Origin of the sequence: Hymenobacter citatus (assembly GCF_014333615.1) — a bacterium.
GTDB classification, from domain to species: domain Bacteria; phylum Bacteroidota; class Bacteroidia; order Cytophagales; family Hymenobacteraceae; genus Hymenobacter; species Hymenobacter citatus.
Map to the genome: position 1 here is coordinate 101,320 of NZ_JACSCY010000012.1, position 23,501 is coordinate 124,820.

Annotated in this window: 20 protein-coding genes; 10 read left to right on the forward strand and 10 right to left on the reverse strand. The window is 60.3% G+C overall.

Going from position 1 to position 23,501, the window contains the following annotated elements:
• Positions 1-5: 5 nt before the first annotated feature.
• Positions 6-497, reverse strand: coding sequence for a hypothetical protein (locus H8B15_RS14825; RefSeq protein WP_187320455.1), 492 nt, complete (start codon positions 495-497; stop codon positions 6-8).
• Positions 498-551: 54 nt separating this feature from the next.
• The gene (ggt, locus tag H8B15_RS14830; RefSeq protein ID WP_187320456.1) at positions 552-2,297 is read right to left on the reverse strand and encodes a gamma-glutamyltransferase; all 1,746 of its coding nucleotides are present in this window, start codon (positions 2,295-2,297) and stop codon (positions 552-554) included.
• Positions 2,298-2,943: 646 nt separating this feature from the next.
• On the opposite strand from ggt, the gene H8B15_RS14835 reads away from it, so the two are divergent.
• Positions 2,944-5,004, forward strand: a complete 2,061-nt coding sequence (locus H8B15_RS14835; RefSeq protein ID WP_187320457.1) for an alpha amylase C-terminal domain-containing protein — start codon at positions 2,944-2,946, stop codon at positions 5,002-5,004.
• Between the two features lie 196 nt (positions 5,005-5,200).
• Here H8B15_RS14835 and H8B15_RS14840 read toward each other — a convergent pair whose 3' ends face one another.
• Together H8B15_RS14840 and H8B15_RS14845 are read right to left on the reverse strand one after the other, a co-directional pair.
• On the reverse strand, positions 5,201-5,653 hold the full coding sequence (locus H8B15_RS14840) for a YdeI/OmpD-associated family protein (RefSeq protein WP_187320458.1): 453 nt from the start codon (positions 5,651-5,653) through the stop codon (positions 5,201-5,203).
• A 135-nt stretch (positions 5,654-5,788) separates the two neighbouring features.
• Entirely contained in the window at positions 5,789-7,390 is a 1,602-nt protein-coding gene (locus tag H8B15_RS14845) for a family 43 glycosylhydrolase (RefSeq protein ID WP_343069167.1), read from the reverse strand.
• 303 nt (positions 7,391-7,693) lie between these two features.
• Here H8B15_RS14845 and H8B15_RS14850 point away from each other — a divergent pair, with 303 nt between their 5' ends.
• The gene (locus H8B15_RS14850) at positions 7,694-8,092 is read left to right on the forward strand and encodes a hypothetical protein (protein WP_187320459.1); all 399 of its coding nucleotides are present in this window, start codon (positions 7,694-7,696) and stop codon (positions 8,090-8,092) included.
• Positions 8,093-8,164: 72 nt separating this feature from the next.
• Here the strand turns inward: H8B15_RS14850 and H8B15_RS14855 are convergent, their stop codons facing one another.
• Positions 8,165-9,091 (reverse strand): glycosyltransferase, encoded by a 927-nt coding sequence (locus tag H8B15_RS14855; RefSeq protein WP_187320460.1) that lies wholly within the window; start codon positions 9,089-9,091, stop codon positions 8,165-8,167.
• A gap of 198 nt (positions 9,092-9,289) precedes the next feature.
• On the opposite strand from H8B15_RS14855, the gene H8B15_RS14860 reads away from it, so the two are divergent.
• Positions 9,290-11,725 (forward strand): glycoside hydrolase family 31 protein, encoded by a 2,436-nt coding sequence (locus tag H8B15_RS14860; RefSeq protein WP_187320461.1) that lies wholly within the window; start codon positions 9,290-9,292, stop codon positions 11,723-11,725.
• Between the two features lie 70 nt (positions 11,726-11,795).
• Here the strand turns inward: H8B15_RS14860 and H8B15_RS14865 are convergent, their stop codons facing one another.
• Positions 11,796-12,614 (reverse strand): oxygenase MpaB family protein, encoded by an 819-nt coding sequence (locus H8B15_RS14865; protein ID WP_187320462.1) that lies wholly within the window; start codon positions 12,612-12,614, stop codon positions 11,796-11,798.
• 78 nt (positions 12,615-12,692) lie between these two features.
• Between H8B15_RS14865 and H8B15_RS14870 the strand changes: the two genes are divergently transcribed.
• Positions 12,693-13,085: a ribosomal maturation YjgA family protein gene (locus tag H8B15_RS14870; RefSeq protein WP_187320463.1), complete on the forward strand. Its 393-nt coding sequence runs from the start codon at positions 12,693-12,695 to the stop codon at positions 13,083-13,085.
• Between the two features lie 165 nt (positions 13,086-13,250).
• On the opposite strand, the gene H8B15_RS14875 is transcribed toward H8B15_RS14870, so the two are convergent.
• Positions 13,251-15,464 carry a xanthine dehydrogenase family protein molybdopterin-binding subunit gene (locus H8B15_RS14875; RefSeq protein WP_187320464.1) on the reverse strand — a complete coding sequence of 738 codons (2,214 nt, stop codon included), beginning with the start codon at positions 15,462-15,464 and terminating at the stop codon, positions 13,251-13,253.
• Positions 15,465-15,672: 208 nt separating this feature from the next.
• Between H8B15_RS14875 and H8B15_RS14880 the strand changes: the two genes are divergently transcribed.
• Positions 15,673-16,536: an aldo/keto reductase gene (locus H8B15_RS14880; RefSeq protein WP_187320465.1), complete on the forward strand. Its 864-nt coding sequence runs from the start codon at positions 15,673-15,675 to the stop codon at positions 16,534-16,536.
• 145 nt (positions 16,537-16,681) lie between these two features.
• Here the strand turns inward: H8B15_RS14880 and H8B15_RS14885 are convergent, their stop codons facing one another.
• The 3 genes from H8B15_RS14885 to H8B15_RS14895 all read right to left on the reverse strand — a co-directional run bounded on the left by H8B15_RS14885 (position 16,682) and on the right by H8B15_RS14895 (position 19,724).
• Positions 16,682-17,656, reverse strand: coding sequence for a T9SS type A sorting domain-containing protein (locus H8B15_RS14885; RefSeq protein ID WP_187320466.1), 975 nt, complete (start codon positions 17,654-17,656; stop codon positions 16,682-16,684).
• A 112-nt stretch (positions 17,657-17,768) separates the two neighbouring features.
• Entirely contained in the window at positions 17,769-18,620 is an 852-nt protein-coding gene (locus tag H8B15_RS14890) for a rhomboid family intramembrane serine protease (protein WP_187320467.1), read from the reverse strand.
• 9 nt (positions 18,621-18,629) lie between these two features.
• Positions 18,630-19,724, reverse strand: coding sequence for a hypothetical protein (locus H8B15_RS14895; RefSeq protein ID WP_187320468.1), 1,095 nt, complete (start codon positions 19,722-19,724; stop codon positions 18,630-18,632).
• A gap of 229 nt (positions 19,725-19,953) precedes the next feature.
• Here H8B15_RS14895 and H8B15_RS14900 point away from each other — a divergent pair, with 229 nt between their 5' ends.
• The 5 genes from H8B15_RS14900 to H8B15_RS14920 all read left to right on the forward strand — a co-directional run bounded on the left by H8B15_RS14900 (position 19,954) and on the right by H8B15_RS14920 (position 23,248).
• Complete coding sequence (locus tag H8B15_RS14900; RefSeq protein ID WP_187320469.1) at positions 19,954-20,742, forward strand: hypothetical protein; 789 nt, start codon at positions 19,954-19,956, stop codon at positions 20,740-20,742.
• A 189-nt stretch (positions 20,743-20,931) separates the two neighbouring features.
• Complete coding sequence (locus tag H8B15_RS14905) at positions 20,932-21,240, forward strand: hypothetical protein (protein ID WP_187320470.1); 309 nt, start codon at positions 20,932-20,934, stop codon at positions 21,238-21,240.
• A 39-nt stretch (positions 21,241-21,279) separates the two neighbouring features.
• Positions 21,280-21,648, forward strand: a complete 369-nt coding sequence (locus H8B15_RS14910; protein ID WP_187320471.1) for a hypothetical protein — start codon at positions 21,280-21,282, stop codon at positions 21,646-21,648.
• A 13-nt stretch (positions 21,649-21,661) separates the two neighbouring features.
• Positions 21,662-21,913, forward strand: coding sequence for a hypothetical protein (locus H8B15_RS14915; RefSeq protein WP_187320472.1), 252 nt, complete (start codon positions 21,662-21,664; stop codon positions 21,911-21,913).
• An 87-nt stretch (positions 21,914-22,000) separates the two neighbouring features.
• Complete coding sequence (locus H8B15_RS14920; RefSeq protein ID WP_187320473.1) at positions 22,001-23,248, forward strand: serine hydrolase; 1,248 nt, start codon at positions 22,001-22,003, stop codon at positions 23,246-23,248.
• Positions 23,249-23,501 lie beyond the last annotated feature (253 nt).

The window sequence follows — 23,501 nt, forward strand, 5'->3', positions numbered from 1 at the left end:
CGCATTTATTGGCTCAGCACCACCCGCATCTTAAACTCCCTGGTCAACCCAGCCTCCGTGCGCAGATTGTGGGTAATGCGCAGCGTGTACGTGCCATCCTGCGGGGTAGGTACGGAAACGGTAGTGCCGAACGGCCCCTGCGCCTCCCCACCCGGCCGAATCACCTGGGCGAAGCGAATGTTCGGCAAAGAATCCGGAGCAATGAGCGTAGCCGACAGGCGGTGCTTGCCCTGCACCGGCACCCGCACCAGCATTTCCTGATTGACCGTTTTCAGTTCGCCCAGCATGGTCACGGCGCTGTCGCCGGCCGGAATGGTAAGCGTGGCGGTGCTGTCGGCGCGGGCGTCGATGGGCGCTGGGGTAGTGGTGGCGGCGGCAGCAGCAGCTGGTGTATCAGTGGTTTCGGCTGGCGTGGTAGCGGTTTCGGGGTTGCTGCTGCACGCTGCCGTGCAGAGCGTGAGGCCCAGACAGAGCCAGTTGTTTAGGATCTTTTTCAAAGGGAGGAGAATAAGAGAAATTACTTCCGCAGAGGTGGGTGCGCAGTCGACCTACTAATAGCCCGCCGCTGTGTCGTCGCCCCGCGGGTCGGCACCGCCTTCCAGGCGGCCATCGGGCAGCACCCGGATGGCTTCTACGCGGCCCCAGGCGGCGCGGGGCGCCAGCTTGTAGCCGTGGGCGCGCAGCGTGTCGGCAGCGGCCGGAATCAGGGCGTTCTGCTCCACGTCTATCTGGTCGGGCAGCCACTGATGGTGCAGGCGCGGAGCGGCCACGGCTTGCTGGGGATTGAAGCCGTAATCCACCACATTCAGAATAGTTTGTAACACGCTGGTAATGATAGTGCTACCGCCAGGGGTGCCCACCACCAGCTTCAACTGTCCGTTCTGCGTGAGAATAGCCGGCGTCATACTAGACAACATGCGCTTGCCGGGCTGAATGGCGTTGGCCGTGCCGCCCACCAGGCCGTAGGCGTTGGGCGTGCCGGCCTTGCTGCTGAAATCGTCCATTTCGTTGTTCAGAATAAAGCCCGCACCGGCCACCACCACCTTGCTGCCATAGGCACCGTTGAGGGTAGTGGTGCACGACACCGCATTGCCCTGGGTATCCACAATGTTGTAATGCGTGGTCTGGTCCGACTCGTAGCCGGGTAGGCCCGCGCCGGCCTGCACCTGGGCACTGGGTGTGGCGCGCACGGGTAGGGTAGTAGCCATGCGCTGCCGGTTGTAGGCCGAGTCGAGGAGTTGCGGCACCGGCACGCGGCCGAAATCCGGGTCGCCGAGGTAGGTGGCGCGGTCGGCATACACGCGCCGTTCGGCCTCCGTTACCACGTGTACCTGCTGGGGCGTGTGCCAGCCCATGCGGCCCAGGTCGTAGGGTTGCAGCATTTGCAGCATTTGCAGCAGCGCCACGCCGCCGCTGCTGGGCGGCGGAAAGGTCAGCACGTCGTAGCCGCGGTACTGGCCGTGCAGGGGCGTGCGCCACTTGGGCTGATAGTCGGCCAAGTCTTGCTTGGTAATCAGGCCCTTGCCACGCTGCATCTCCGCCACCACCAAATCGGCGGTCTGGCCTTGGTAGAAGCCGGCGCGGCCCTGGTCGCGGATGCGGGAGAGGGTCTGGGCCAGGTCGGGGTAGGTGATGATGTCGCCTTCGGCCCAGGTGCCATTGGTCTTGATGTACGCCGCGGTGGGTGTGAACTTGGCAAACTCGGCACGGGTACGGTTGAGGCCAGCCGCCTCTTTACTAGTCAGCCGCAAGCCCTTCGCTGCCAGATCCACAGCGGGCTGCACTACCTCACGCCAGGGCAGCTTGCCCAGCTTCTGGTGCAGGGCCTCCATGCCGGCCACGGTGCCGGGTACGCCCACCGCCAGGTGGCCCAGGGTGCTGCGGTTGGGCACTACATTTCCCTGGGCATCGAGGTACATATCCCGCGTGGCAGCGGCGGGGGCAGTTTCCCGAAAGTCGAGGGCGCCTTCCTGCCCGTTGGCGCCGTGGTAGAGCAGAAAGCCGCCGCCGCCAATGTTGCCGGCCACGGGTAGGGCCACAGCCAAAGCAAACTGCACAGCCACCGCTGCATCGTAGGCGTTGCCGCCCTTCTGCAAAATCTCTACCCCGATGCGCGTAGCCTCCGGGTGCGCCGATACTACCATAACTTTATCCGTGACGACCGGCGAAACAGCAGGCGGACGGGCCGCCAGCGACAGTGGGGCCACGGCCACGGTAGGGGCGGTGAATGGGGTGGTACGGCCGGTAGAGCAGGCGGTTAGCGCGACCAGCGCCAACGGGAGCAAACGAACTTTCATGTGGGGAAGGTAAGAGATGGTCAGGGTTTGTCCTACCCCGTCGATGCGAAAAGGTAAGTTGCCGCAAATACAACTTGGTAAAGGAATAGTTTGCCGCTTATATTTAGTGCGTCAAGCAGGATAAAGCCCTGCTGAATAGGTATATGTGTTTCGATGAGTTAGAATATGTTCGGGAAGTACCGGGCCTGATAATAAGTTATGACCGAACAAACCAGTGGATTTATGCTGACTGGCACGGCGAGCATACACCGGAGTCTTCGGCCGTAGCCTGCCAGCTACTGCTGGAAGTAGCACAGGAAAGGCGCTGCGCCAAAATCCTGAACGATAACTCCAACATTACCCGCAGTACCGCTCGGATTACGGACGTGGGTTGGCAATGGATGCATGACATCTATGCAACAGGTGTATACTACTTTGTGTGGGTAAGCCCAACGTCAGCAATGGATGAAGAGATGCGCGAAAATGCGCTGCGTTCCAGCAGACGCCCCTTTGTGGTAGCCTTTCCTGACCTTGCTTCGGCGTGCAGCTGGTTGCTCCGACAAGTCGTTCCCAAGGAGCAAGTAGACGGGTAGGAAGGACCCGCGGCCAACCGTACGCGCCGCAATTCGTTGGTAGTCGTAGCTTTGCTATTCAACCCTTTTCTGCCATGACCACCACCGAAACGACCGAGCCTACGCCCGCTGCGCCTACCCTTCCCCTTGTTGCGCAAGACCCCTGGCTGACGCCCTATGAGCCGGTGCTGCTGGCGCGCCAACAGCGGCTGCGCCAGCGCCTACACGAAATTGAGGCGCAGTATGAGTCGCTGAGCAAGTTTGCCCAAGCGCACGAGCGCCTGGGCCTCAACTACGACGGTCGTCGCCGGGGCTACTGGTACCGCGAGTGGGCACCGGCCGCCGATGCCCTCTCCCTCATTGGCGACTTCAACGGCTGGGACCGGCAGGCCACGCCCCTAGAGAAAGGTCCGGACGGCGTATGGGAGCGGTTCTTTCCGGACCGCGAGTACCGCGACCGACTCACGCATGGCAGCCGCTACAAGGTGCACGTGGTAACTTGGCGCGAGGCCAAAGACCGCCTACCCGCCTATCTGCGCCGCGCCGTGCAGGACGACGAAACCAAGGATTTCGCCGCCCAGGTGTGGCGCCCCGAGCAGCCCTTTCGCTGGACCGACCAGAAGTTTCGGGTGTCGAACTACGTGCGCGAGCCGTTCATTTACGAGTGCCACGTGGGCATGGCCACCGAGGAGGGCCGCATTGGCACCTACCTGGAGTTTGCCGATACGGTGCTGCCCCGCGTGCAGGCTTTGGGCTACAATTGCATTCAGCTGATGGCCGTGATGGAGCACCCCTACTACGGCTCGTTTGGCTACCACGTGGCCAACTTCTTCGGGGTGTCGTCGCGATTTGGTACGCCCGAGGAGCTGAAGCACCTGGTGAACGAGGCGCACCGTCGCGGCATTGCGGTGCTGCTGGACGTGGTGCACTCCCACGCCGTGAAAAACGAAGCCGAGGGCCTGGCGAACTTCGATGGCTCGGGCGGGCAGTATTTTCACCAGGGCGGCCGGGGCGAGCACCCGGGCTGGGACTCCCGCCTGTTCGACTACGGTAAGCCCGAGGTGCAGCAGTTCTTGCTCAGTAACTTACGCTACTGGCTGGAGGAGTTTCACTTCGACGGCTTCCGGTTCGATGGCGTGACCAGCATGCTCTACCACCACCACGGCGAGGGGGTAGGGTTTGGCGACTACAGCCAATATTTTGGGCCGGAGGTAGATGATGATGCCGTGCTCTACCTGCAACTGGCGGCCTCGCTGGTGCGCGAGCAGAAGCGCAGCGCTCTTCTGATTGCAGAGGATATGAGCGGGATGCCCGGCCTGTGCCGGCCTATTAGCGAGGGCGGCATCGGGTTCGACTACCGCCTGGCCATGGGCATTCCCGACTACTGGATCAAGCTGCTCAAGCACACCCGCGACGAGGACTGGAACCTGCACGACCTCTGGTACACGCTCACCAACCGCCGCCAGGGCGAGAAAACAGTAGCCTACGCCGAAAGCCATGATCAAGCCCTGGTAGGCGACAAAACGCTGGCACACTGGCTGATGGATGCCGCCATCTACACTCACATGCAGAAAAACGACCCCGACCCCATTGTGGCGCGCGGCATGGCCCTGCATAAGCTCATTCGGATGACTACGCTGGCGTTGGGTGGTGAGGCTTACCTCAACTTCATCGGTAATGAGTTTGGGCACCCCGAGTGGGTCGATTTCCCGCGGGCCGGCAACAACTGGAGTCATCACTACGCCCGCCGGCAATGGTCACTGGCCGATAATCCCGACCTGAAGTTCCAGTACCTGCAAGCCTTCGACGAGGCGATGGTAGGGCTGGCCCGCGCCGAGCGCCTGCTGGCGGCCGGTCCCGCCCGCGAGCTGAACATCGACACCACCAACCAAGTGCTGGCCTTCGAGCGGGGCGGCTTGGTGTTTGTGTTCAACTTCCACGTCAATAACAGCGTGCCCGACTACCAGTTCTACGTGCCCGAGCCCGGCCGCTACCGCCTCCTGCTCAACTCCGACGACGCCCGCTTCGACGGTTTCAGCCGCATCAACGACGACGGCATCTATTTCACCCAACCCGACGAAGAAGGCACCGGCCAGCAGCTCAGCATCTACGCCATCAACCGCGCTGTACTGGTGTTTAAGCGGGAAGAGGGGTAGGGTAGGAGGGTATGGGGGTATGGGGGTAGGAAGTGTGTCATCCTGAGCGCAGCGAAGGACCTTATTACGATAGAACGACAATCGAAACAACGACTCGTTCTATCGTAATAAGGTCCTTCGCTGCGCTCAGGATGACACACTATTTCTATTCCTCACACTTTCTACCTTCCCATCCCCACACCCTCGTTACCATTACTCAGTCAAACCGATCCAGAATCTCCTGAATACGTTGGTGGCGGGCGTCGTTGGTTTTAGCGCGCGCTACCCACTGCGCTAACTCCTTGCGCTCAGGGTAGGAAAGCTTATCAAATTGGGTTTGCAAACCCGTGCTGCGTAGCGCCTGAGCCAGCGGTTTGGGCAGCTCCAGGGTTTCCTCGGTATCGGGGCGAAGCACAACTTGCACGGTTTCGGGCCAGTTCTTGTCGATGGCTTTGCGCACCTCCTTGGGTACGCGCAGCTCGTATTCGCCCGGCCCGGCTGGTGTCAGCGACAGGCGAATGGGGAAACCATCCATGGTGCCGATGATGGGGAAGGAGCCTTTGGCGCCGTACACCTCCGCCACGTCAAAAGGAATCAGCAGGAATACGCCGCCGTCGGTGTCGTGCAGCTCCAGGGCGGCCTCGAAAGATTGTTCCAGGGAAGAAGTCATGGCCAAAGATACGGGCGGCCGACTGAATCCAGCCGGCCGCCCGTGTTGCTTCGTTGAGACATGAGACTGTGAGACGTGAGACATGAGAAGTCGTTCTGGCAAATCCGTCAGAACGACTTCTCATGTCTCACCCAATCAGCGTTGATTGCGAATGGTGAAATGGTCGAACGCCACCGTTACGTCGGTAGGGCCCTGCGCCAGCAGCCCTACCCGGATGCCCCGGTCCCAGGGCGGGAGGTAGGTACCATTCACGGCGAAGCTATCCAGCGGCATGGGCTCCCAGGTCACGCCGTTCAGGCTGTAGGAGAAGCGGTAGCGCTGCCCGCCCCACGCCTCCACGCGCAGGCCCAGGCTGTGGTTTGGCTCCACAGCTACCTCCGTCAGGCACTGCGAAACACCGTGCTTCACATGCCAAAGCTGGAGCTTGTTGTGGCTGGCCATCAGGGCCAGGGCGTTGTGCGGGTCGCCCACGGCCGTGATGCCGGCAAACGTGCCAATGGGTAGCACCGTTGCATCGAGGGCGGTAGTGGCCTTGTAGGTAGCGGCGTAGGTGCGCTGGGCCACCAGGGCGCCCAACTCGTCGGGGCAGGCTTGCAGCAGCAATTGCCCGTCGCCGATGCCCACCACAGGTTTCTTACCGATGGGCCACTGCCAGGTTTCGGCTAGGTGGTTGCCGGCAAACGTGTCGGTCAGGTTCAGGCGGGCTACGTTGTGCAGGGGAGCGGCCTGGGGGCTGTTGCCTTCAAACTCCGGCCAGCCCTCGGCGTTCCAGCTGAACTCGCTGAGGATGCCCTGCCGGCCCACAAACTCGTGGCTGCTGGCGTGGTAGGCGTGGTGCAGCAGAAACCAGCGGCCGTCGTACTCGGCTACGGTGCCGTGGCCGGGGCAGCTCCATACCTTGTTTTTTTTCAGGATGGGGTTCTGCGGACATTTCTCCCACGGTCCCAGCAGCTGGCGGGCCCGGGCCACGCCGGTGGCGTAGGTGCAGCCGCTGCCGCAGCAGCCATTGCCGGCGTAAAACATGTAGAAATACCTATCGTGCCGGGCAAAGGCCGAGCCTTCTACCAGGTTGCCTTCCCAGGGCACATCGTTGCGGAACAGCTCCACCGGCGCATCGCCGAGCAGGGCCGTGCGCTCCTCGTTCAGGCGTTGGGCCCACAGGGGGGTAGGGTTGCCGTAGGCGTTGCCGTCTTCCTTCCACACCAGGTACAGCTCGCCGTTTTCATCCCGAATCGGAAAGCCGTCGATAGAACCCTGGGCCTGGCCTACCAGCGGGCCGTGGTCGAGGTAGGGGCCGGCGGGGTTGTCGGCCGAGGCCATGGCCACGCACAGCGGGCCGCCCTTCTGGCGGGCGGTGTAGCAGATGTAAGTTTTGCCGTGTTCGTGGCTGATTTCGGGTGCCCAGAAGCTGGCTTCGGCCCACTCCGGCTTATCGGCAAACACGTGGCCAACCAGCTCCCAGTCTACCAGATTGGTCGATTTGAACAATGGAAACACAGGGCCCCACTCGGCCGAGGTAGCACTAGCCCAGTACGTATCCCCGATTTTGGTCACGGTCGGGTCGGGGAAGTCGCCGGGCAGGACCACGTTGGCGTAGGTGGTGCGGGGCTCGGTGGCTACGGGGGGCGCTACGCTGAGGGTAGGGGAAGAGTTGGTGGGCGCCTGCCCGCGGCACTCGGCCGAATAATCGGATGGCAGAGCCAACGAACGGGCTTCATTTTCAAAAGCAACAGACACGATGAGAGCGGGCTAGGGTGGAAGCCATACGCCTGCCCACAACCGGCAATTTCAACAAGGCCAACTGCGGCAGGACTACCCAAGGAGGAGCAAAGGGCAGGTAGTACGCATCAGGCAATTGCGTCTACCCGGGTAAGGGTAGCAAAGCCTATACCAGCTTGCACCGCCAACAAGGGATGACGCCGATCTGCTATTTCATAAGAATCAGTAAATAAAAGAGTTGAATGGATAAATTGGGCGAGCTACGGACAACATTAAAGCGACCGAGACGTATTCAAAATATTCTATATACCGCCGTACGCTATGGCCCTAAGACCACTATTTGAAACGCCTAATTTTGTGATTTCGCACGATGCTGCGCACCAGTGGCTGTACGTAACCTGGCGGGGCGAGTACGATTGCGTGGCCGCCATTACGGGCTGCATTTTAATTCTGCGGCACGTAGAACAAACTCGCGCTCATAAGATTCTGAACGACAGCAGCCAGGTGCTGGATGGTTGGAATGAAGTAGCACGCTGGGTAGGAGAAAACTTCTTTCAACAGCTTACTACCCAAGGTGTAGTAGCCGTAGCGTGGGTGAAAGCGCACGACTGGCCCGCCCAAGCCGCCATCGACACTGTGATGCAGTATGTGACTCAACCGCTGGTAGACACGTTTGACGACACCGTGACTGCCTACCGCTGGCTCGATAATATCCGGTGAAACGCCCCTCGATTATATGCACAAGGCCCGGCTGATGCTTATCAGCCGGGCCTTGTGCGTGGGAGAAACGGGTTATACGGTTGCCATTGCCACCTCTTCTAATACCTGCCGCAGGCCGTCAGCCAGGTTATCGGGTTGCAAGTGCACGCGTTGGGTAGGTAGGCCGTAGTCGGCGGTGAGGCGCTGCTGCAACTCGGGAGTGGCGGCCAGCACCAGGTCGGCGCGGCGCAGAGCCAAGCGCTCCAGCTCCATAATCCAGCCCCGGTCAAGGGGCGTGTCGCGGTCGGCGGCCAGCGTATGCACGTGCAGCACCAGCGGCCGGCCCGTGAGCTGCCGAATTTCCAACCCGGCCAGCCAGGCGGGCCAGTCGGCGGCGTAGGTGACGGCAAACTGCTCCTGCAAGGCCAGGCGGGTAGCAAAGCGGGCATACTGAATCACCCTGAAATTCAAGTCGCCGCTGTCGCCGGCGTGGGCGCTCAGCACGGCCAGCGCCTCCGAAGGCGCCGAGCGCTCGGCCGATGCCGGAGCATACGTTGGGGCGGTTTCCACTTCTTCCTTGCCTTGGTCCAGGTCGTTGGCTTCGGCGGCGTCGGGCTCACCGCCGGTGGCGGCAAAGGCATCGGCATCCAGCAGCGTGGCCGTGGCGTCGGCAGCGGGGGCTGAGTCGGTAGTAGGGGCGAAGGGCTGAGCCACCTCATCAATGGTGTGCTCGGCGCCCACGTACGGAAAGCTCGGGTAGGCCACCGGCGTTAGCTGCTCAGAAGGTAGGTAGGCATCGGCGGCGTCCAGCTCGGCCAGCGTGAGGTTGCCAATACCGGTTACGTGCGCCTCGGTGGGCAAATCTGCATCGTTGGCCGGCAAATGCGGCAGTAGCACCGCCAGTTGCGTGTAGGGGGCCAGGGCGCGGGCCAACTCCAGTGTGTCGGGAGTAGCCACTTCTCCGGTCGGATAGGCGTTGTCCCAGCCCAGTAGCAGTACCTTCAGATTGTTCATTTTCATAAGCAGCAAACACCGGATTAGACCGGCACCAGGGTAGATAAAGCCAGTACAGGTGACCGTTGACCTGTTTCTACGCAGGACTGGCCTAATGTTAGATAAGATTCGGGGGAATCGGTTTTACCTTGCGAACTTATGCAGATGGCACCAGCTTTGCCACGCTTTTTTTGATTCTCTTCTCCCGACCCCGCAACGGCCTTTATGTTTCAGGAAAATAATTACATGGTAAACGACCTGGCGGCGCGCGCCCGCCAGGAATTTCGTCCGGGTCAGGTAATCGCGTGCGAGCAACAAGGCAGTGATTTTTTGTTTACCTGCGACAACGGCCTACGGTTGCAGCTTCAGGTCATCAATGACAAAATTCTGCGGTTTCGCTACGCCACCGACGGCCAGTTTGCGCCCGATTTCAGCTACGCCCTACCCCCCGAGCACACCCGCACGGCCCCCGAGCTGCTGGAGTTCCGCGAAAAGTCCGACCACTACCGCATCACCACCGCCCGCCTGATTTGCGTGCTGGGCAAGGAAAACCTGCACACCCGCATCCTGGACCGCTCCGGCACGGTGCTCTGCGAAGACGACAAAGGCTTTCACTGGCAGTACAACGACGACACCGGCAACGACCTGGTGCTCATGAGTAAGCAGGTGCAAAGCGGCGTGTGCTACTACGGCCTCGGCGACAAGCCCGCCAACATGAACCTGCGCGGCTCGCGCTTCACCAACTGGGGCACCGACACCTACGGCTACGTGAAGGGCTCCGACCCGCTCTACAAGAATATCCCGTTCTACCTGGAATTGCAGCAGAAAATTGCCCACGGCATTTTCTTCGATAACACGTTCAAGAGCTACTTCGATTTTGCCGCCGAGCGCGCCGATGTGACGAGCTTCTGGGCCGAGGGGGGCGAGATGAACTACTACTTCATCTACGGGCCTACCCTGCTGGAAGTCAGCCAGGAGTATACGCGCCTCACGGGGCCGCCCGAGCTGCCACCGCTGTGGGCGCTGGGCTACCACCAGTGCAAGTGGAGCTACTTCCCCGAGCAGAAGTTCCGCGACATCGCGCAGGGCTTCCGCGAGCGGCAGATTCCCTGCGACGCGCTCTACCTCGATATTGACTACATGGATGGCTACCGGTGCTTCACTTGGTCGCCTACCCACTTTCCCGAGCCCGCCAAGATGGTGCGCGAGCTGGCCGAGGATGGCTTCAAAACCGTCGTGATTGTCGACCCCGGTATCAAGATTGACCCTGAGTATGAGGTGTATACCCAGGCGCTGGAGAAGGACTACTTCTGCCGCCGCGCCGATGGGCCGCTGATGAAGGGCTCGGTGTGGCCCGGTCTCTGCAACTTCCCCGATTTCACCCGCCCCAGCGTGCGCGAGTGGTGGGCCGGCCTGTTCAAAGGGCTGATTCAGGACATTGGGGTGAAGGGCGTGTGGAACGACATGAACGAGCCGGCTGTGTTCGAGAAAGGCACCTTTCCCGACGACGTGCGCTTCGACTACGACGGGCAGCAGGGCTCGCACCGCAAGGCGCACAACATCTACGGCATGCAGATGGCCCGCGCCACCAACGCCGGCGTGAAACGCTTTGCCTACCCCAACCGGCCTTTCACCATCACGCGCAGCACCTACGCCGGCGGGCAGCGCTACTCCTCCGGCTGGACTGGCGACAACCTCGCCTCCTGGGAGCACCTGTGGCTGGCCAATATCCAGTGCCAGCGACTGAGCATCAGTGGGTTTTCGTTTATTGGGAGTGATGTGGGCGGCTTTATCGACACGCCCGACGGCGAGCTGTACGCCCGCTGGGTGGCGCTGGCGGCTTTTCACCCGTTCTTCCGCACGCACAGTTCCGGCGACCACGGCGACCAGGAGCCCTGGAGCTTCGGCGACCAGGTGACGGACCTGGCCCGGCAGTACATTTCGCTGCGCTACCGCCTGCTGCCCTACATGTACACGGCCTTCTGGCAGTACGTGCAGCAGGGCACGCCCATGCTGCGCCCCTTGGTGTTCCTCGATCAAAACGACACCAACACCTACCTGCGCATGGCCGAGTTTGCCCTCGGCGACAACCTGCTGGTGTGCCCCATCACCACGCCCGGCGTAGACGGCCGCTGGATGTACCTACCCTTCGGCGACTGGTACTATTGGTGGACCGACGAAGTAAAAGCCGGCGGTGCCGAAGTGTGGGCCGTAGCCAACCTCGACCGGATTCCACTATTCGTGCGGGCTGGTGCCGTGGTGCCGCTAGCGCCCGTGTTGCAGTACGTAGGCCAGGCACCCATCGAGCAGCTCACCTTGCACGTGTACTTCAAAAACGGCACCGCCGAGAGCGTACACTACGATGACGGTGGCGAGGGCTACGCCTATCAGGAAGCCGGCCAGCAAACCGTGCGCCACTTCACGGTGGCCGGTTCGGCGCAGGGCCTGCTGCTCACGCAAGCCATCGAAGGCGTTTATCAGCCCAGCTATACTACTTACCAGGTGGTATTTCACGGCTTGCCCACAGTGGCCGCGCAGGTAGAAGCCGATGGTAATGAAATAACGATAAGTGAGTATAACGCTGAAACCGGCGCCACCCTACCCAGCGTGGTGGTGGGTGCTGGCTTTGGAGAATTGGTGGTGAAGCTGGCCGCGGAATAATACTTGGTCGCTCACTGGTCCGACGCCGCAGGCGTTAGACCGGCCGTGCTGACGACCACAAGGCCCGCTATCAACCGATGGCGGGTCTTGCTGTGTGTGGTACCGGCCGAAACGATGCCACTGTGGCCACGGGCACAGCATCCAGGGCCAGAATCTGCGCTTGATAGGCGGCTGGCAACAGCAACGACCGGAGCCACCGCCCCAGTGTTACCCGCTGTGCCAGGCGGTAGGCGGGTAGAGATACGCGTAGCCACATTGCATTAGGGAGTGATAGTAGCATGCGCACGTGGGTAGGTACTACCAGGCGTTGGCCGGCCAATACCAGTTGGTATCGAAAAGCCCCAAGGTGCTTGCGGTATTGATGGTATAAGTCAATAGTGTAAGCGCTGTGGGTTAGATTATTAGCTAGGTGATGCTCACGGGTAGGAAGCCAGGTGGCATAGGTATCGGGTAGCTCGGGGATGCCCATACGCCGGCCCACGCGGCAGAACACGGCCACTACCTCATCCTTTTCCGCTTCCGTCATGGTCCGCTCCAGCACTTCAAAGGCCCGGATTGAGTAATGAATCAGCATAAATAGCACGTCGCGGTAGGCCCAGTCGGGAATGGCCATGCCGCGGTTTTGCTCCACCGTGCCGTGAATGGCGGCAATGGTGTCGATGGCCCGCTCGGCGGCGTGGCGCTCTGCAAACACGATTTTGCGGGCGTACTCTACCGTCGAAAATAAGCGGCCCAGCGGGTCGGAGGGTAGGCGACCGGTGAAATACAGCCAATCTACGGCTTTGTTCAGCGCAAACTCGGCCGCTGCCCCAGCAAAAATGAACAGAATCGTGTCGCCTTTCCCCCAAATGCGGCGCACAATCGAGTCCGGCTCAACAAAATAATCCATAGTTTATTTTATATTTTTTAAAGTACTTTGTTTTGCAAAGTTAATGTGTATTTGCGAGAATCTCACAATTAAGTAAGTATGCGTATTCGCCGTTGGCCGGTTTATTTGGTGTTAATCTTCTTCACCCTCCTGTTGGGGTTGGCCTCGCGCATATATGCTCCTTGGCTACCCAGCTGGATAGCGGCTTACGCTGGCGATACGCTCTGGGCGCTGCTGATTTTTTGGCTGTTAGGACTACTCCGGCCCACTTGGCCCAGCGAGCGGGTGGCTATTATCGCATTGGGGTTTGCATTCGCTATTGAAATCAGCCAACTCTATCAAGCACCCTGGATAAACGCCATTCGCAATACCACACTTGGTAGCTTGGTGCTGGGGCACAGCTTTCTGTGGAGCGACCTAGTGTGCTATAGTGTAGGTGTCCTAATGGGCTATCTGCTGGAAAAAAGCGGATTGTTGCTTGCCAAAAGCTAAGTCGGTAGCGAATGGCGCGGGGCTGTGCCCCGTGCCGATTATATGTAGGCCTCTGGCCTGCCCGTTAGAACGACGCACTAGAGCGTCCCTAACGCCACGGACGACGGCAGGCCAGAGGCCTGCGCATAGTCGGCACGGGGCACAGCCCCACGCCATTCGCTACCCTTACAGCAGCTTGTCTGGCGTGATGGGCAACTCCCGCACGCGTGTGCCAGTGGCGTGAAATACCGCGTTGGCAATAGCCGCCGTGAAGCCCACCAGGCCGATTTCGCCCATGCCTTTGGCGCCGGTGGGCGTCAGGTAGGGGTCGGGTTGGTCGAGCAGGATAATGTCGATGTCCGGTACGTCGGCGTTGGTGGACACGTGGTACTCGGCTAAGTTGTGATTCACGAAGCGGCCCGTGCGGTGGTCGAGGACGGCATCTTCCAGTAGTGCCAGCCCAATGCCCCACACCACCGCGCCATAGGCTTGGCTGCGGGCCGTGCGTTGGTTGAGCACCCGCCCCGTATCCAAGGCCGATACTACCCGCGCCACGCGTACCTCGCCGGTAGCAGGGTGCACGTGCACCTCCACAAAATGCGCCGCGAAGGACTTGCCGGAATGCGTCGGCTGCTTGGGCTTCGATTCTAATGTAGCTTCAATGGCCGGCAAGTGGCTTTGTTGCAACACCTCAGGGTAGGAAATACAAACGGCCGGGTTATGCGCGTGGCGGATGCTGCCCTCGGCAAACACCAGCTCAGCCGGCATGAGCTGCTGGAAGGTAGGGTCGGGAAGCTGCGTGAGCAGCCCTTGCAATTGCAGCTTCAGGGCAGTACAAACCTCATGCACCGCCGACCCCACCGATACCGCCGTGAGCGACCCAAACTGCCCCGGTGCGTGCGGAAACGCTGCGTCGCCCAGCTCAAACCGAATGTGCTCCGGCGCCAAGCCCAGGGCTTCGGCGGCAATCTGCGTCATGATGGTGGCCGTGCCGGGGCCTACGTCGGCGGTGCCGCTTTGTACCAGCAAGGAGCCGTCGGCGCTGAGGCGGGCGTGGGCCGACGCGGCCGCCCGCGAGGCGTGGTAGATGCCCATGCTCATGCCCCATCCTACCAGCCACTCACCCTGGCGCATGCTACGCGGCTCTGGGTTGCGCCGCGCCCATCCAAACCGTTCGGCACCTTGCTGGTAGCAAGCGCGCAGACCGTTGCTCGACCACGGCTTGTCTTTCTCTGGGTCGGTTTCGGCAAAGTTGTGCAGGCGCAGGGCCAGCGGGTCCATGCCCAGCTTATAGGCCAGCTCGTCCATGGCCGATTCCAGGGCGAAGGAGCCGCTGGTTTCGCCGGGGCCGCGGGTCCAGCAGGGCGTGCTCATATCCAGCGGTACCACGCGGTAGGTGGTATCCAGGTTGGGGCAACGGTAAGCGGCTTTGGTGGGGTGCACCATGCGCTCGGCAAACGTTTCGTAGCGCGAGGTCAGGCCGTGGCCTTCGTGGCTGATGCCCACCAACGTGCCGTCGGGCAGGGCACCCAGCCCCACCTTCTGCACCGATTGCGGCCGGTAGCCCACCATATTGAATTCCTGGTCGCGGGTCAGCATCACCTTCACCGGGCGCTCCATCAGGCGGGCGCCCAGGATGGCAGCCACCTCATGCGGCCATATCCGCGACGACCCACCAAACGCCCCGCCCACAAACGGCGAGTGCACGTGCACTTTCTCGATGGGCAGCTGAAACATGCGCATCAGATCCTGCTGCGCCAGCTTAGCGCCCTGCGTTTTGTTGTACACGGTCAACTCATCGCCCTGCCACTGTGCAATGGCGGCATGGGTTTCCATAGGGTTGTGCACCTGAATGGGCGTCTGATACGTCTGCTCTACCTGCACGGGCGCGGTGCGGTAGGCGTGGCGCTGGCCACGGTGGTAGTCGGGTTCCTGTTCGGGCGTAGTGCCGTGTGCTAGGTGCTCCGTCAGATTGGTTTGGGCAGATTCGGCAACGTATTTCACTTGCACCAGCGCGGCGGCGCCTTGTGCCTGCTCCAGCGTATCGGCCATCACCAGAGCCACGGGCTGGTTGCTGAAATGGATCTGCTCATCGTAGAACACGCGCAGCTCCTGGCCTTCTACCCGCGGGTTGTGGTTGTGCTCTTTGCTGAGGTAGCCGGGCACGGTAGGCGCGTTCTGATGCGTCATGATACCGCGCACGCCCGGCATCTGTGCCGCGCGTTGAGTGTCGATTTCCTGAATGCGGCCTTTGGCAATAGCGCTGGTCACCAGCACGCCGTGCAGGCAGTCGGGCACCACGTGCTCGGCGGCGTAGCGGACGGCGCCCGTTACTTTCTGGCGGGCATCCACGCGGCGGCGGGGCAAGCCCAGGTAGGTAGGAAAAAGCTGCGCTTCCATACTGAACAGATCAGTACCCGATGTATAGCCGCTGCTACTGCTGCAGGAGGTGGGTACCGTTGCCCTGTGTACGGCAGGCTACCCGGCTCGTTGAACAGGATTTCGGGCTTTCCCGCTCTATTTCAACCATTAGCACCTTCCCCTGTTATCAGACTGCCCCTCCCCACGGCGGGCACACGTTCCATCCCTTCCACCACCTACCTTTCTCATGGCAAACGACACCACCTTTTCGGCCACCTTCTCGCTGGCCGGCGACAAAACTATCAACCGCATGGGCTACGGCGCCATGCGCATCACGGGCGAAGGCATCTGGGGACCACCCCAGGACCACGACGAGGCCATTCGGGTCTTGAAAAAAACCGTGGAGTTGGGCATCAATTTCATCGATACCGCCGACAGTTACGGCCCCAACGTGTCGGAGGAGCTGATTGCCGAGGCCCTGTATCCCTACCCTGCCGACCTGGTGATTGCCACCAAGGGCGGCCTGCTGCGCACCGGCCCCAACCAGTGGCCCGTGAATGCCCACCCCGACCACCTGCGCGAGGCCCTGGAAGGCAGCCTGAAACGCCTGCGCCTGGAGCAGATTGAGCTCTACCAGCTGCACCGCGTAGATCCGGAAGTGCCCTTCGACGATACGCTGGCCTTCCTGAAAAAGGCGCAACAAGACGGCCTGATCAAGCACATTGGCCTCTCGGAGGTAACAGTGGAGCAGATCAAGCAAGCGCAGGATGCGGTGGAAATTGTGTCGGTACAGAACATGTACAGCGTGGATAACCGCAAGTGGGAAAAGGAGCTGGACTACTGCCAGGAGCAGAATATTGCCTTCATCCCGTGGTACCCACTGAACGGAGGCAACCTGGAGGTGATGAACAAACTTACCGGCATTGGCAAGCAGTACGACGCTACCCCGCAGCAAGTGGCCCTGAGCTGGCTGCTGCACCGCGCCCCCAACATCCTCCTGATTCCGGGCACGTCCAAAGTAAAACACCTGGAAGAAAACGTGAAAGCCGCCGATATCCAGCTATCGGAAGCAGATATGCAGGAGCTGAACAAGCTAGGCACGGCGAAGTAAACCGAGCCCGCCTGTCATCCTGAACGCAGTGAAGGACCTTCTCACGCGAGAACGAGTCGTTGTTTCGACAATCGTTCTCGCGTGAGAAGGTCCTTCACTGCGTTCAGGATGACAGGCGGGTTTTGCAACTCACCATTTCACCATTTCACCATTTCACTACCAGCTTTTGCACTACGGTGCGGCCGTCGGAGGTGTCGAGGCGGAGGGTGTAGAGGCCGGCGGCCTGCCCGCGCAGGTCGATGGTGCGGGGGGCGGTGGTAGCAGGGGCTGCGGCGGCCCGGCGTACCACGCGGCCGGTTACGTCTAGCACCGAGTAGGGCGCGGCCCGGAGGGCTGGCTCATCAGCTTGCAGCGCAAACACGCCGCTGGTGCTGGGGTTGGGATACACGGTCAGGCTGCGCGTGTCCAGGGCCATGCGGTTGGCGGTGGCCACGCCTACCATCGTCACGTTATCGATGAGGAGGGTAGTACCCGCTGTGAGTGATGAGGTAGGCGGAACAGTTGTGATGGAAACGTTGCTGCCCGACGCAAAGGCAATGTGGATGGAATCGGGCGCGGCCGAAGAGGTATACACCAGCGGCACCGTGGCCAGCGTGTAGCTATCGGCAGAGGTCGTAAATATCAGCATGCCAGAAGCAATGGGCTCCTGTTTGCCATTCACGGTGCGCGTGAGCTGCACGCCGGCAGTGGGCTTATCGTTGGCGATGTAGGTGCCCGCGAGCTTATAATAGAACTGCATGCTGGCTGGCCGGCCCGTGAAGGGTAGGCCGCCGGGATAGTCGGAATTGGCGCTGGGCTTATTGCCAAGCGCCAGTATGCCCGGTGCTACGATGTTGCCTAGAATCGGGACATTCACCGTCTTCGATTCCAAACGAGCGGCAAAGGTGCCCTGCTGAAAATCAGTGCTTTTGGTGACGGTGCCAGTTTGCAAGCGCGTAGGAAATAGCGCACCAAAGGGCGCGGCTGCCACGGCATCGTCGGTGTTCAGCCAGTTGGTGGGGGCTTCCACGTTGTTGCGCGTAGCCCAGGTATCGAGGGTGCCGTTGGAGATTGTCTGGGCCGAGGCCTGCCCCAGGGTAAGACCAAGCGCAAGTGGCAAAAAGGGTAGGAATGTTTTCATCAGAAGGTGTTGAGGTAGGGTGAGCGAGCAGCAGAATATATTCTATCAAATATAGAGAAACATCCTATATAGGAAAGAAATATATAGGTATTTATTATTGAAAATGAGCGATTTACGTCCGTTGGCGACGTTGGCGCTGGAAATGTGCCGCGTACAAACCGCCCAGCAGCAACCCCGTGAACAAACCGCATGCATGAGCCGCGTGGTCGATGTGCGCGTCTGTGCTGCCGGCCACGCTGCTCACCAAAAAGTAGAGTAGAAAGAAGAGCATGGTGAGTCGCTCGCGGCGCTCCAGCGGCAGTGCCTGCGTAAGCAGCAGTGCCAACTGCACCCCATACAACCCAAATATCGACCCCGATGCCCCCACGGAGTTGACGCCACCCGTGTGCCAGGCCAAGCTGGCCAGGCTGCCGCCTACCCCACACACCACGTAAGCCAGCAACAGCCGCCAACCGCCCAGCAGCGGCTCGGCCAATGTACCCAGTAGCAGCAATGAGCTGGCATTGAGCAGTAAATGACCAGGCCCGCTGTGCACAAAACAGCTGGTAAGCAGCCGCCACGGCTGCCCCGGCAGCGTAAGCGGCGAGTAGTTGCTGCCCCAGGCCACCAGCGCCGCGCCGCTTGGGTGCACCGCCGACACGCCAGTAAACACCATCAACAGAAACACCAACAGGATGGTATCTAGCAACGCCGGCGTGGCCCAATGGCTGCGCGTGGGCCAGAACACGGCCCGCAGCAGCCGCAGCACCATCGGCGTTTCGGGCAGGGTAGGGGGTGGGGCCGTGCGCCGCCGTATGGGCGTTGGCGCTTCGGTAGGTACCAGGCCGCGGCGTTGCAGCTCCTGGGTGGCAGCGTGTACCAGCGGCGCGGGGTAGCGCTCAGGGTGCTGGGCCAGATAAAACAGCTCCGCCTCGGAAGTCGCCGCCAGCGGGGTAGAAGAATCAGCAGGCGGCGTATCAGACATAGAAAAGCGCTAAGGGCGGGGAGGATGCGTGAAGATGAGGACCGCGCCATCGCTGGCTTGGGGGCCATAAGCCTGGGTGGCTACCCGGGGCTGTAGCACCAGCACCGAGTCAATGTCTGCGTCCGACAGCTCGGCTACCGGCGCAGGTAGCTTGTCAGAAAGCGGGTCGCCAACGAATGCTCTGTTGTGTAACAGATAAAGTGGGTGGGTGTTGGGGGAGCGCCTGGGCACGGTTTGAGTGCGTACCACATCGGGGTAGGCGCGCAAGGGTAATAGAGGCAATTGCCTGGGAAGGGAAGCGGCCAGCACTTGGTAGCGCACGGCATAGGCGGCGGTATCGCCTTGCTGAATGTCGCGGGTGATGAGGGAGTCGCGCCCGTTGAAGCTATAAGTCAGTAAACCAAGGACTGCGTTGCGGCGCTTGTACCCCAGCAGCATGGCATCCAGCCGTTGCTGCATCACAGGCTGAAGCTTCAAATTATACTCGGCCGCGTGCGTCAGGCGGCCCCACTGCTCCTGAATGAGATTGATCTTGCCCACCAGGGTAGGATCGGGGGTAGAGCGCTGGCCGGTGCGCGTGAGCAGCCAGGCAGTTTGGTACTCGGCAGTCCAGTAGCGGGCCACCATTTGCTGGTAGTTGTTGCGGGCGATGGAGTCGCGCCACTCAGCGGCGGGCACTGTGGCGGCGGCTTCCCGCACCCGCTCCTGTGCTTGCGCCTCAAAGCCGGGCATCATATCGTCGGTAGTGGCGGGCTGCTCTACCACGCTGGCAGGCAGTGATGTGGGCCGCTCCGTTGAAAGGGTAGGGTCGGCGGCATCGGCATCAGTAGACTGTAGCGCCCACGCACCAAGCAGCAAAGCCGCTACTAGTGCGCCACTAAGTAGCAGCCCGCGAGCCGAGTTTGAACGCTCTGGTTCCGGGGCGTACTCCAAAAGCAACGCCGGGGTAGCACCCTGGGCTATTTCTGGCAAGGTCAGGCCGCGCCGCCGTAGCTCTTGTTGGGCCGTGCGCACAATATCGGGGTGGTAGAGGGCAGGGTGGCTGGCAAGAAAGCGCAGGGCGTCGTCGGTTTTCTCAGTAAAGGAATCGGAGTTGGTAAACATAGATTCAGAATAGCGAAACGTAGTGTGGTAAGAGAAAAGAAAGGTCTGGAAAAGCCGCAAGAAAAACCATGCCTCAACCGCCCAGTGCCCTGTCACTCATATAGCCGATACATTAACATTACATGCGTTTAACGAAATACAAGAGCTTGTAATAACACATCGAATTTGTGTAAAATAAGGCACCAAGCATCAGTCCTAAATCTGATTACCGGCAAGAAATAACTACACTATGAAAAAAGTGCTGCTTCTGATTCTGCTGATACTGAATACGTATTGCTTAGTATATGCTACAGGGCAAGAGCCCGATATATTACTTTATCAAGGTAGCACGCTGAGACTGTATTCTAACCCATTAGAAGGCTGGCTGGATAAGTTGCCGCAGCGGCCGAAGGAATTCGAAAGCAGGTCTAGTGCCTGCTGGCGCGGATATATAGCTACATGGCTTTTAGAAAACAACCAGCTATATCTTACGGCTATCCGCCCAGGGTGTGCTAGCGAAGGGCCAAATATTCCATTGAATCGTTGGTTTAAGCCAGATGCAAGGGGGCGGGTAGCGGCTACTTGGGTGGATGGAAATTTAGATGTGCCGTTAGGAGAGCTATTGAATTATGAACACATGGGTTATGAGTCGATCTATGAAAAAGATTGGCTTCTGCTGTTCCGACATGGTCGGTTGGTAAGCCAGCGCATGTATAAAAACCAGGTAAGTAAACCGCTGGATAAGGATTTTAGCGCGCAACTCTATCGAGCGCTCGATTGGAAGAGCATTCCGACACAATCAACTGCTGCCTGTCGAATGCATATAGAGTTTTCTCCTGATAGCACTGGTAAACATTCTCGTGTGCTAATTCGCAAAGGCTGTGGCAACCCCTACGATGCAGTCGCCTTGCATGCTGCACAACAAATAGCTGTGCGTGATTGGGGCGCCACCTATCGGTTTGGCCGTTGGGTGCCAATGAAATGGCATGCGTCGGTAGTCTTCAGCGAAGAAAATCGGCGTAAGTATAGTCGATACTGAAGTTGTTCAGATAGAGCTATACCTCGGCATTATATTACTCTGGGTAGTGAGAGATTATGCTGCGTATCATCGGGAGGTAGAAGCCGCAAGAAAAACCATGCCTCAACCGCCCGGCGTGCTGCCCGTATAGCCAATGGTAGGCCGCCGCGGTGGCCCACGCTTCTTTCCACTCAGAACTTTCCTATCCTTATGGCTCAGCATCCCACGCCCCCGCTCGACGAAGAAACCGAAGACGCCTTGCGCGCCCGTGAATTTCAGCCCGATAGCCGCATGGCGGCTGGCAATAGCAGCGAGGCCCTCACCGGCAACAACGGCGACGACAACTCCGGCAGCGGTGGTACCGCAGGTGGCCACGAAATCACAGGTAAAAAAGTAGCTACCAGCACCGAGTACGACAAGCCCGGCAACGCCGACGAAGGCGATGTGGGCGGTAGCACCACCAGCAGTGGCTCCGCCTCTGGTAGCGCTGGCACCGGCATCGGACAAGTCAACCTATAATTCGTACCCGTTCTTCCACCCTTTCCACGCAAAACACCCATGAGTAATTCTCCCGACAACCAGCACCCTAACGACGGCACGCGCGCCGAGCGTCCCGAAAATGAGCGGGGCGTAGGCTCGCAGCAACAGGGCAACGCTCCTCAAACTTCTTCTGAATCCGACAGCACTGGCAACCACGGCGGCAACCGCGGTGGCGACCAGCACGCCGACACCAGCGGCGCCAAAGGCAGCAGCGGGGCCGGCGCCCAGCTCAGTGCCGACCAGAAAAACCAAGGCGGCGGCCAAGACGCCGAAACGGCCGACCAAACTCAGAACACCACCGACTACAAATCGGATTACGGGACTGGCAACGCTGCCCCCAGCCCCGCCAACGACGGCGGCAAAATTGACGACGCAAACAATAGCTAAACCCTCATTTCCTATGAGTACTCCATCCATCCCCTCCGAAAAAGACGAAGAAAAAGGCCGCATCGACTCTTCTGATGCCAAAAACGCCGATGCCACTATTGCCGACGGTTCTGGCGACGGCGCTCAGCAGCATATGAACTCCTCGAAGCGTGCCGAAGGTAGTCCCGAAGTAACCACTGAAAGCACCCAGGAAAACATGGGCGACGGCAGCGGCATCCGCGGCGACTACGGCGACAGCAGCCAGACCAACGGCAAAGAAGGCTGAAACTGACTGTCGTGTAAATACGCACGCTCAAACAGATAGCTCCGTGCAGCAGCGCGCATTGGACGCGGAAGTGTATCTTCCGGCCCGATGCGCGCCGTTTTTTTATGCCTGCTACTTGCTCTGCTGACCGGCGGGATGGCCCACGCCCAGCCTGGCAACCCCCTGCGTCGCTTGCTGCGGGCCGATACGATGCAGTTTGGCCGTGTGCTGCGCCACCCCGCCGCCTACCGCGTGCAGGTACTCTACACCCAGATTCGGCGCGATGCGCGGGGGCGGCCGCATTTCCGCAGCTACGGCTACCGCGTGCGGCCGCGGGAGTATTTCTACCCGGCCAGCACCGTGAAGCTGCCAGTGGTGGCCCTGGCCTTGGAGAAAATCAACAGTATCAATCAGGTGTGGGATGGGCATTTGCCTCTTCAACTCACCCGCGAGTCGCCCTTGCAGATTGACTCCGCCTTTGCAGGGCAAATGCGGGTGGTAGCCGACAGCAGCGCCCACAACGGCCTGCCTACCCTAGGTAACTACGTGCGTAAGGTGCTGCTGGTGAGTGATAATGATGCCTACAACCGGCTGTATGAGTTTGTGGGACAGGCCGATATAGCCCAAGCTCTGCGCGGCCACGGGTTGCATCGCACGCGCATCATCAGCCGACTATCGGTAGGCGACCGGGAGCCCGGCTCGCGGCACACCAACCCGTTCACGTTTTTCATCGATAGCACCCGGCGCCAGGTGTTGTACCGGCAGCCGGCGGCTTACAATCCGGCGCCGTTGCCGCCGTTGCGGGCTACGCGCCTGCGCGTGGGCCACGCCTGGCAGGACGGCAGCCAGCGCATCAACCAGCCGTTCGACTTCACCAACAAAAACTTCTTTCCTCTACGCGCGCAGCAGCAGGTGCTGCGCGCCTTGCTGTTTCCGGAAGCCGTGCCCCGCCGCCAGCGTTTCAAGGGGTTGCGCGCCGACGATTACCAATTTCTGCGGCGCTACCTGTCGCTGCCGCCCCGGCAGAGCCAGTACCCGGCCTACGACTCGGTGGCCTACCCCGACAACTACGCGAAGTTTTTGCTGGCCGGCGGCGCGCCCGCCGCACTGCCAGCGGGCGTGCGCATCTACAACAAAATTGGGCAGGCCTACGGCTTTCTGATCGACAATGCTTACATCGCCGACGAAGCGCACGGCGTGGAGTTTCTGCTCAGCGCCGTCATCTACGTCAACGCCGATGGCGTGCTCAATGACGACCACTACGACTACGATACCATTGGCTTCCCCTTTCTGCGCGACCTGGGTAGGGCCGTGTACGAATGGGAACTGCGACGAAAGCAACCAGTGAGCCGGTAGCCGCGTTGGCGCTTTTGCCATGGCTTGTAGCCGAAAAGGCAGTAAAACTGTCTAAGAAGTCAGAAGATTGAACGTCATGCTGAGCTTGCCGAAGCATCTCGCGTGCTGACGACAGATAGTATCCAACGTCAGCACGCGAGATGTTTCGACGCCGCTACGCTGCGCTCAGCAGGACGGTCTAAACGGTTCAGCATGACGTTCTTTTTATTCATTGCCTATACAGCCGAGTAAAAACGCAACATTTTACGCCAGC

What these genes read in the sequence shown, in the direction of transcription:
- ggt (WP_187320456.1), bottom strand. Translation starts at nt 2,297, where the DNA reads ATGAAAGTTCGTTTGCTCCCGTTGGCGCTGGTCGCGCTAACCGCCTGC.
- H8B15_RS14850 (WP_187320459.1), top strand. Translation starts at nt 7,694, where the DNA reads ATGGCCCTAAGACCACTATTTGAAACGCCTAATTTTGTGATTTCGCAC.
- H8B15_RS14875 (WP_187320464.1), bottom strand. Translation starts at nt 15,464, where the DNA reads ATGGAAGCGCAGCTTTTTCCTACCTACCTGGGCTTGCCCCGCCGCCGC.
- H8B15_RS14855 (WP_187320460.1), bottom strand. Translation starts at nt 9,091, where the DNA reads ATGAAAATGAACAATCTGAAGGTACTGCTACTGGGCTGGGACAACGCC.
- H8B15_RS14900 (WP_187320469.1), top strand. Translation starts at nt 19,954, where the DNA reads ATGAAAAAAGTGCTGCTTCTGATTCTGCTGATACTGAATACGTATTGC.
- H8B15_RS14915 (WP_187320472.1), top strand. Translation starts at nt 21,662, where the DNA reads ATGAGTACTCCATCCATCCCCTCCGAAAAAGACGAAGAAAAAGGCCGC.
- H8B15_RS14920 (WP_187320473.1), top strand. Translation starts at nt 22,001, where the DNA reads ATGCGCGCCGTTTTTTTATGCCTGCTACTTGCTCTGCTGACCGGCGGG.
- H8B15_RS14905 (WP_187320470.1), top strand. Translation starts at nt 20,932, where the DNA reads ATGGCTCAGCATCCCACGCCCCCGCTCGACGAAGAAACCGAAGACGCC.
- H8B15_RS14895 (WP_187320468.1), bottom strand. Translation starts at nt 19,724, where the DNA reads ATGTTTACCAACTCCGATTCCTTTACTGAGAAAACCGACGACGCCCTG.
- H8B15_RS14865 (WP_187320462.1), bottom strand. Translation starts at nt 12,614, where the DNA reads ATGGATTATTTTGTTGAGCCGGACTCGATTGTGCGCCGCATTTGGGGG.
- H8B15_RS14835 (WP_187320457.1), top strand. Translation starts at nt 2,944, where the DNA reads ATGACCACCACCGAAACGACCGAGCCTACGCCCGCTGCGCCTACCCTT.
- H8B15_RS14885 (WP_187320466.1), bottom strand. Translation starts at nt 17,656, where the DNA reads ATGAAAACATTCCTACCCTTTTTGCCACTTGCGCTTGGTCTTACCCTG.
- H8B15_RS14890 (WP_187320467.1), bottom strand. Translation starts at nt 18,620, where the DNA reads ATGTCTGATACGCCGCCTGCTGATTCTTCTACCCCGCTGGCGGCGACT.
- H8B15_RS14860 (WP_187320461.1), top strand. Translation starts at nt 9,290, where the DNA reads ATGTTTCAGGAAAATAATTACATGGTAAACGACCTGGCGGCGCGCGCC.
- H8B15_RS14840 (WP_187320458.1), bottom strand. Translation starts at nt 5,653, where the DNA reads ATGACTTCTTCCCTGGAACAATCTTTCGAGGCCGCCCTGGAGCTGCAC.
- H8B15_RS14880 (WP_187320465.1), top strand. Translation starts at nt 15,673, where the DNA reads ATGGCAAACGACACCACCTTTTCGGCCACCTTCTCGCTGGCCGGCGAC.
- H8B15_RS14870 (WP_187320463.1), top strand. Translation starts at nt 12,693, where the DNA reads ATGCGTATTCGCCGTTGGCCGGTTTATTTGGTGTTAATCTTCTTCACC.
- H8B15_RS14910 (WP_187320471.1), top strand. Translation starts at nt 21,280, where the DNA reads ATGAGTAATTCTCCCGACAACCAGCACCCTAACGACGGCACGCGCGCC.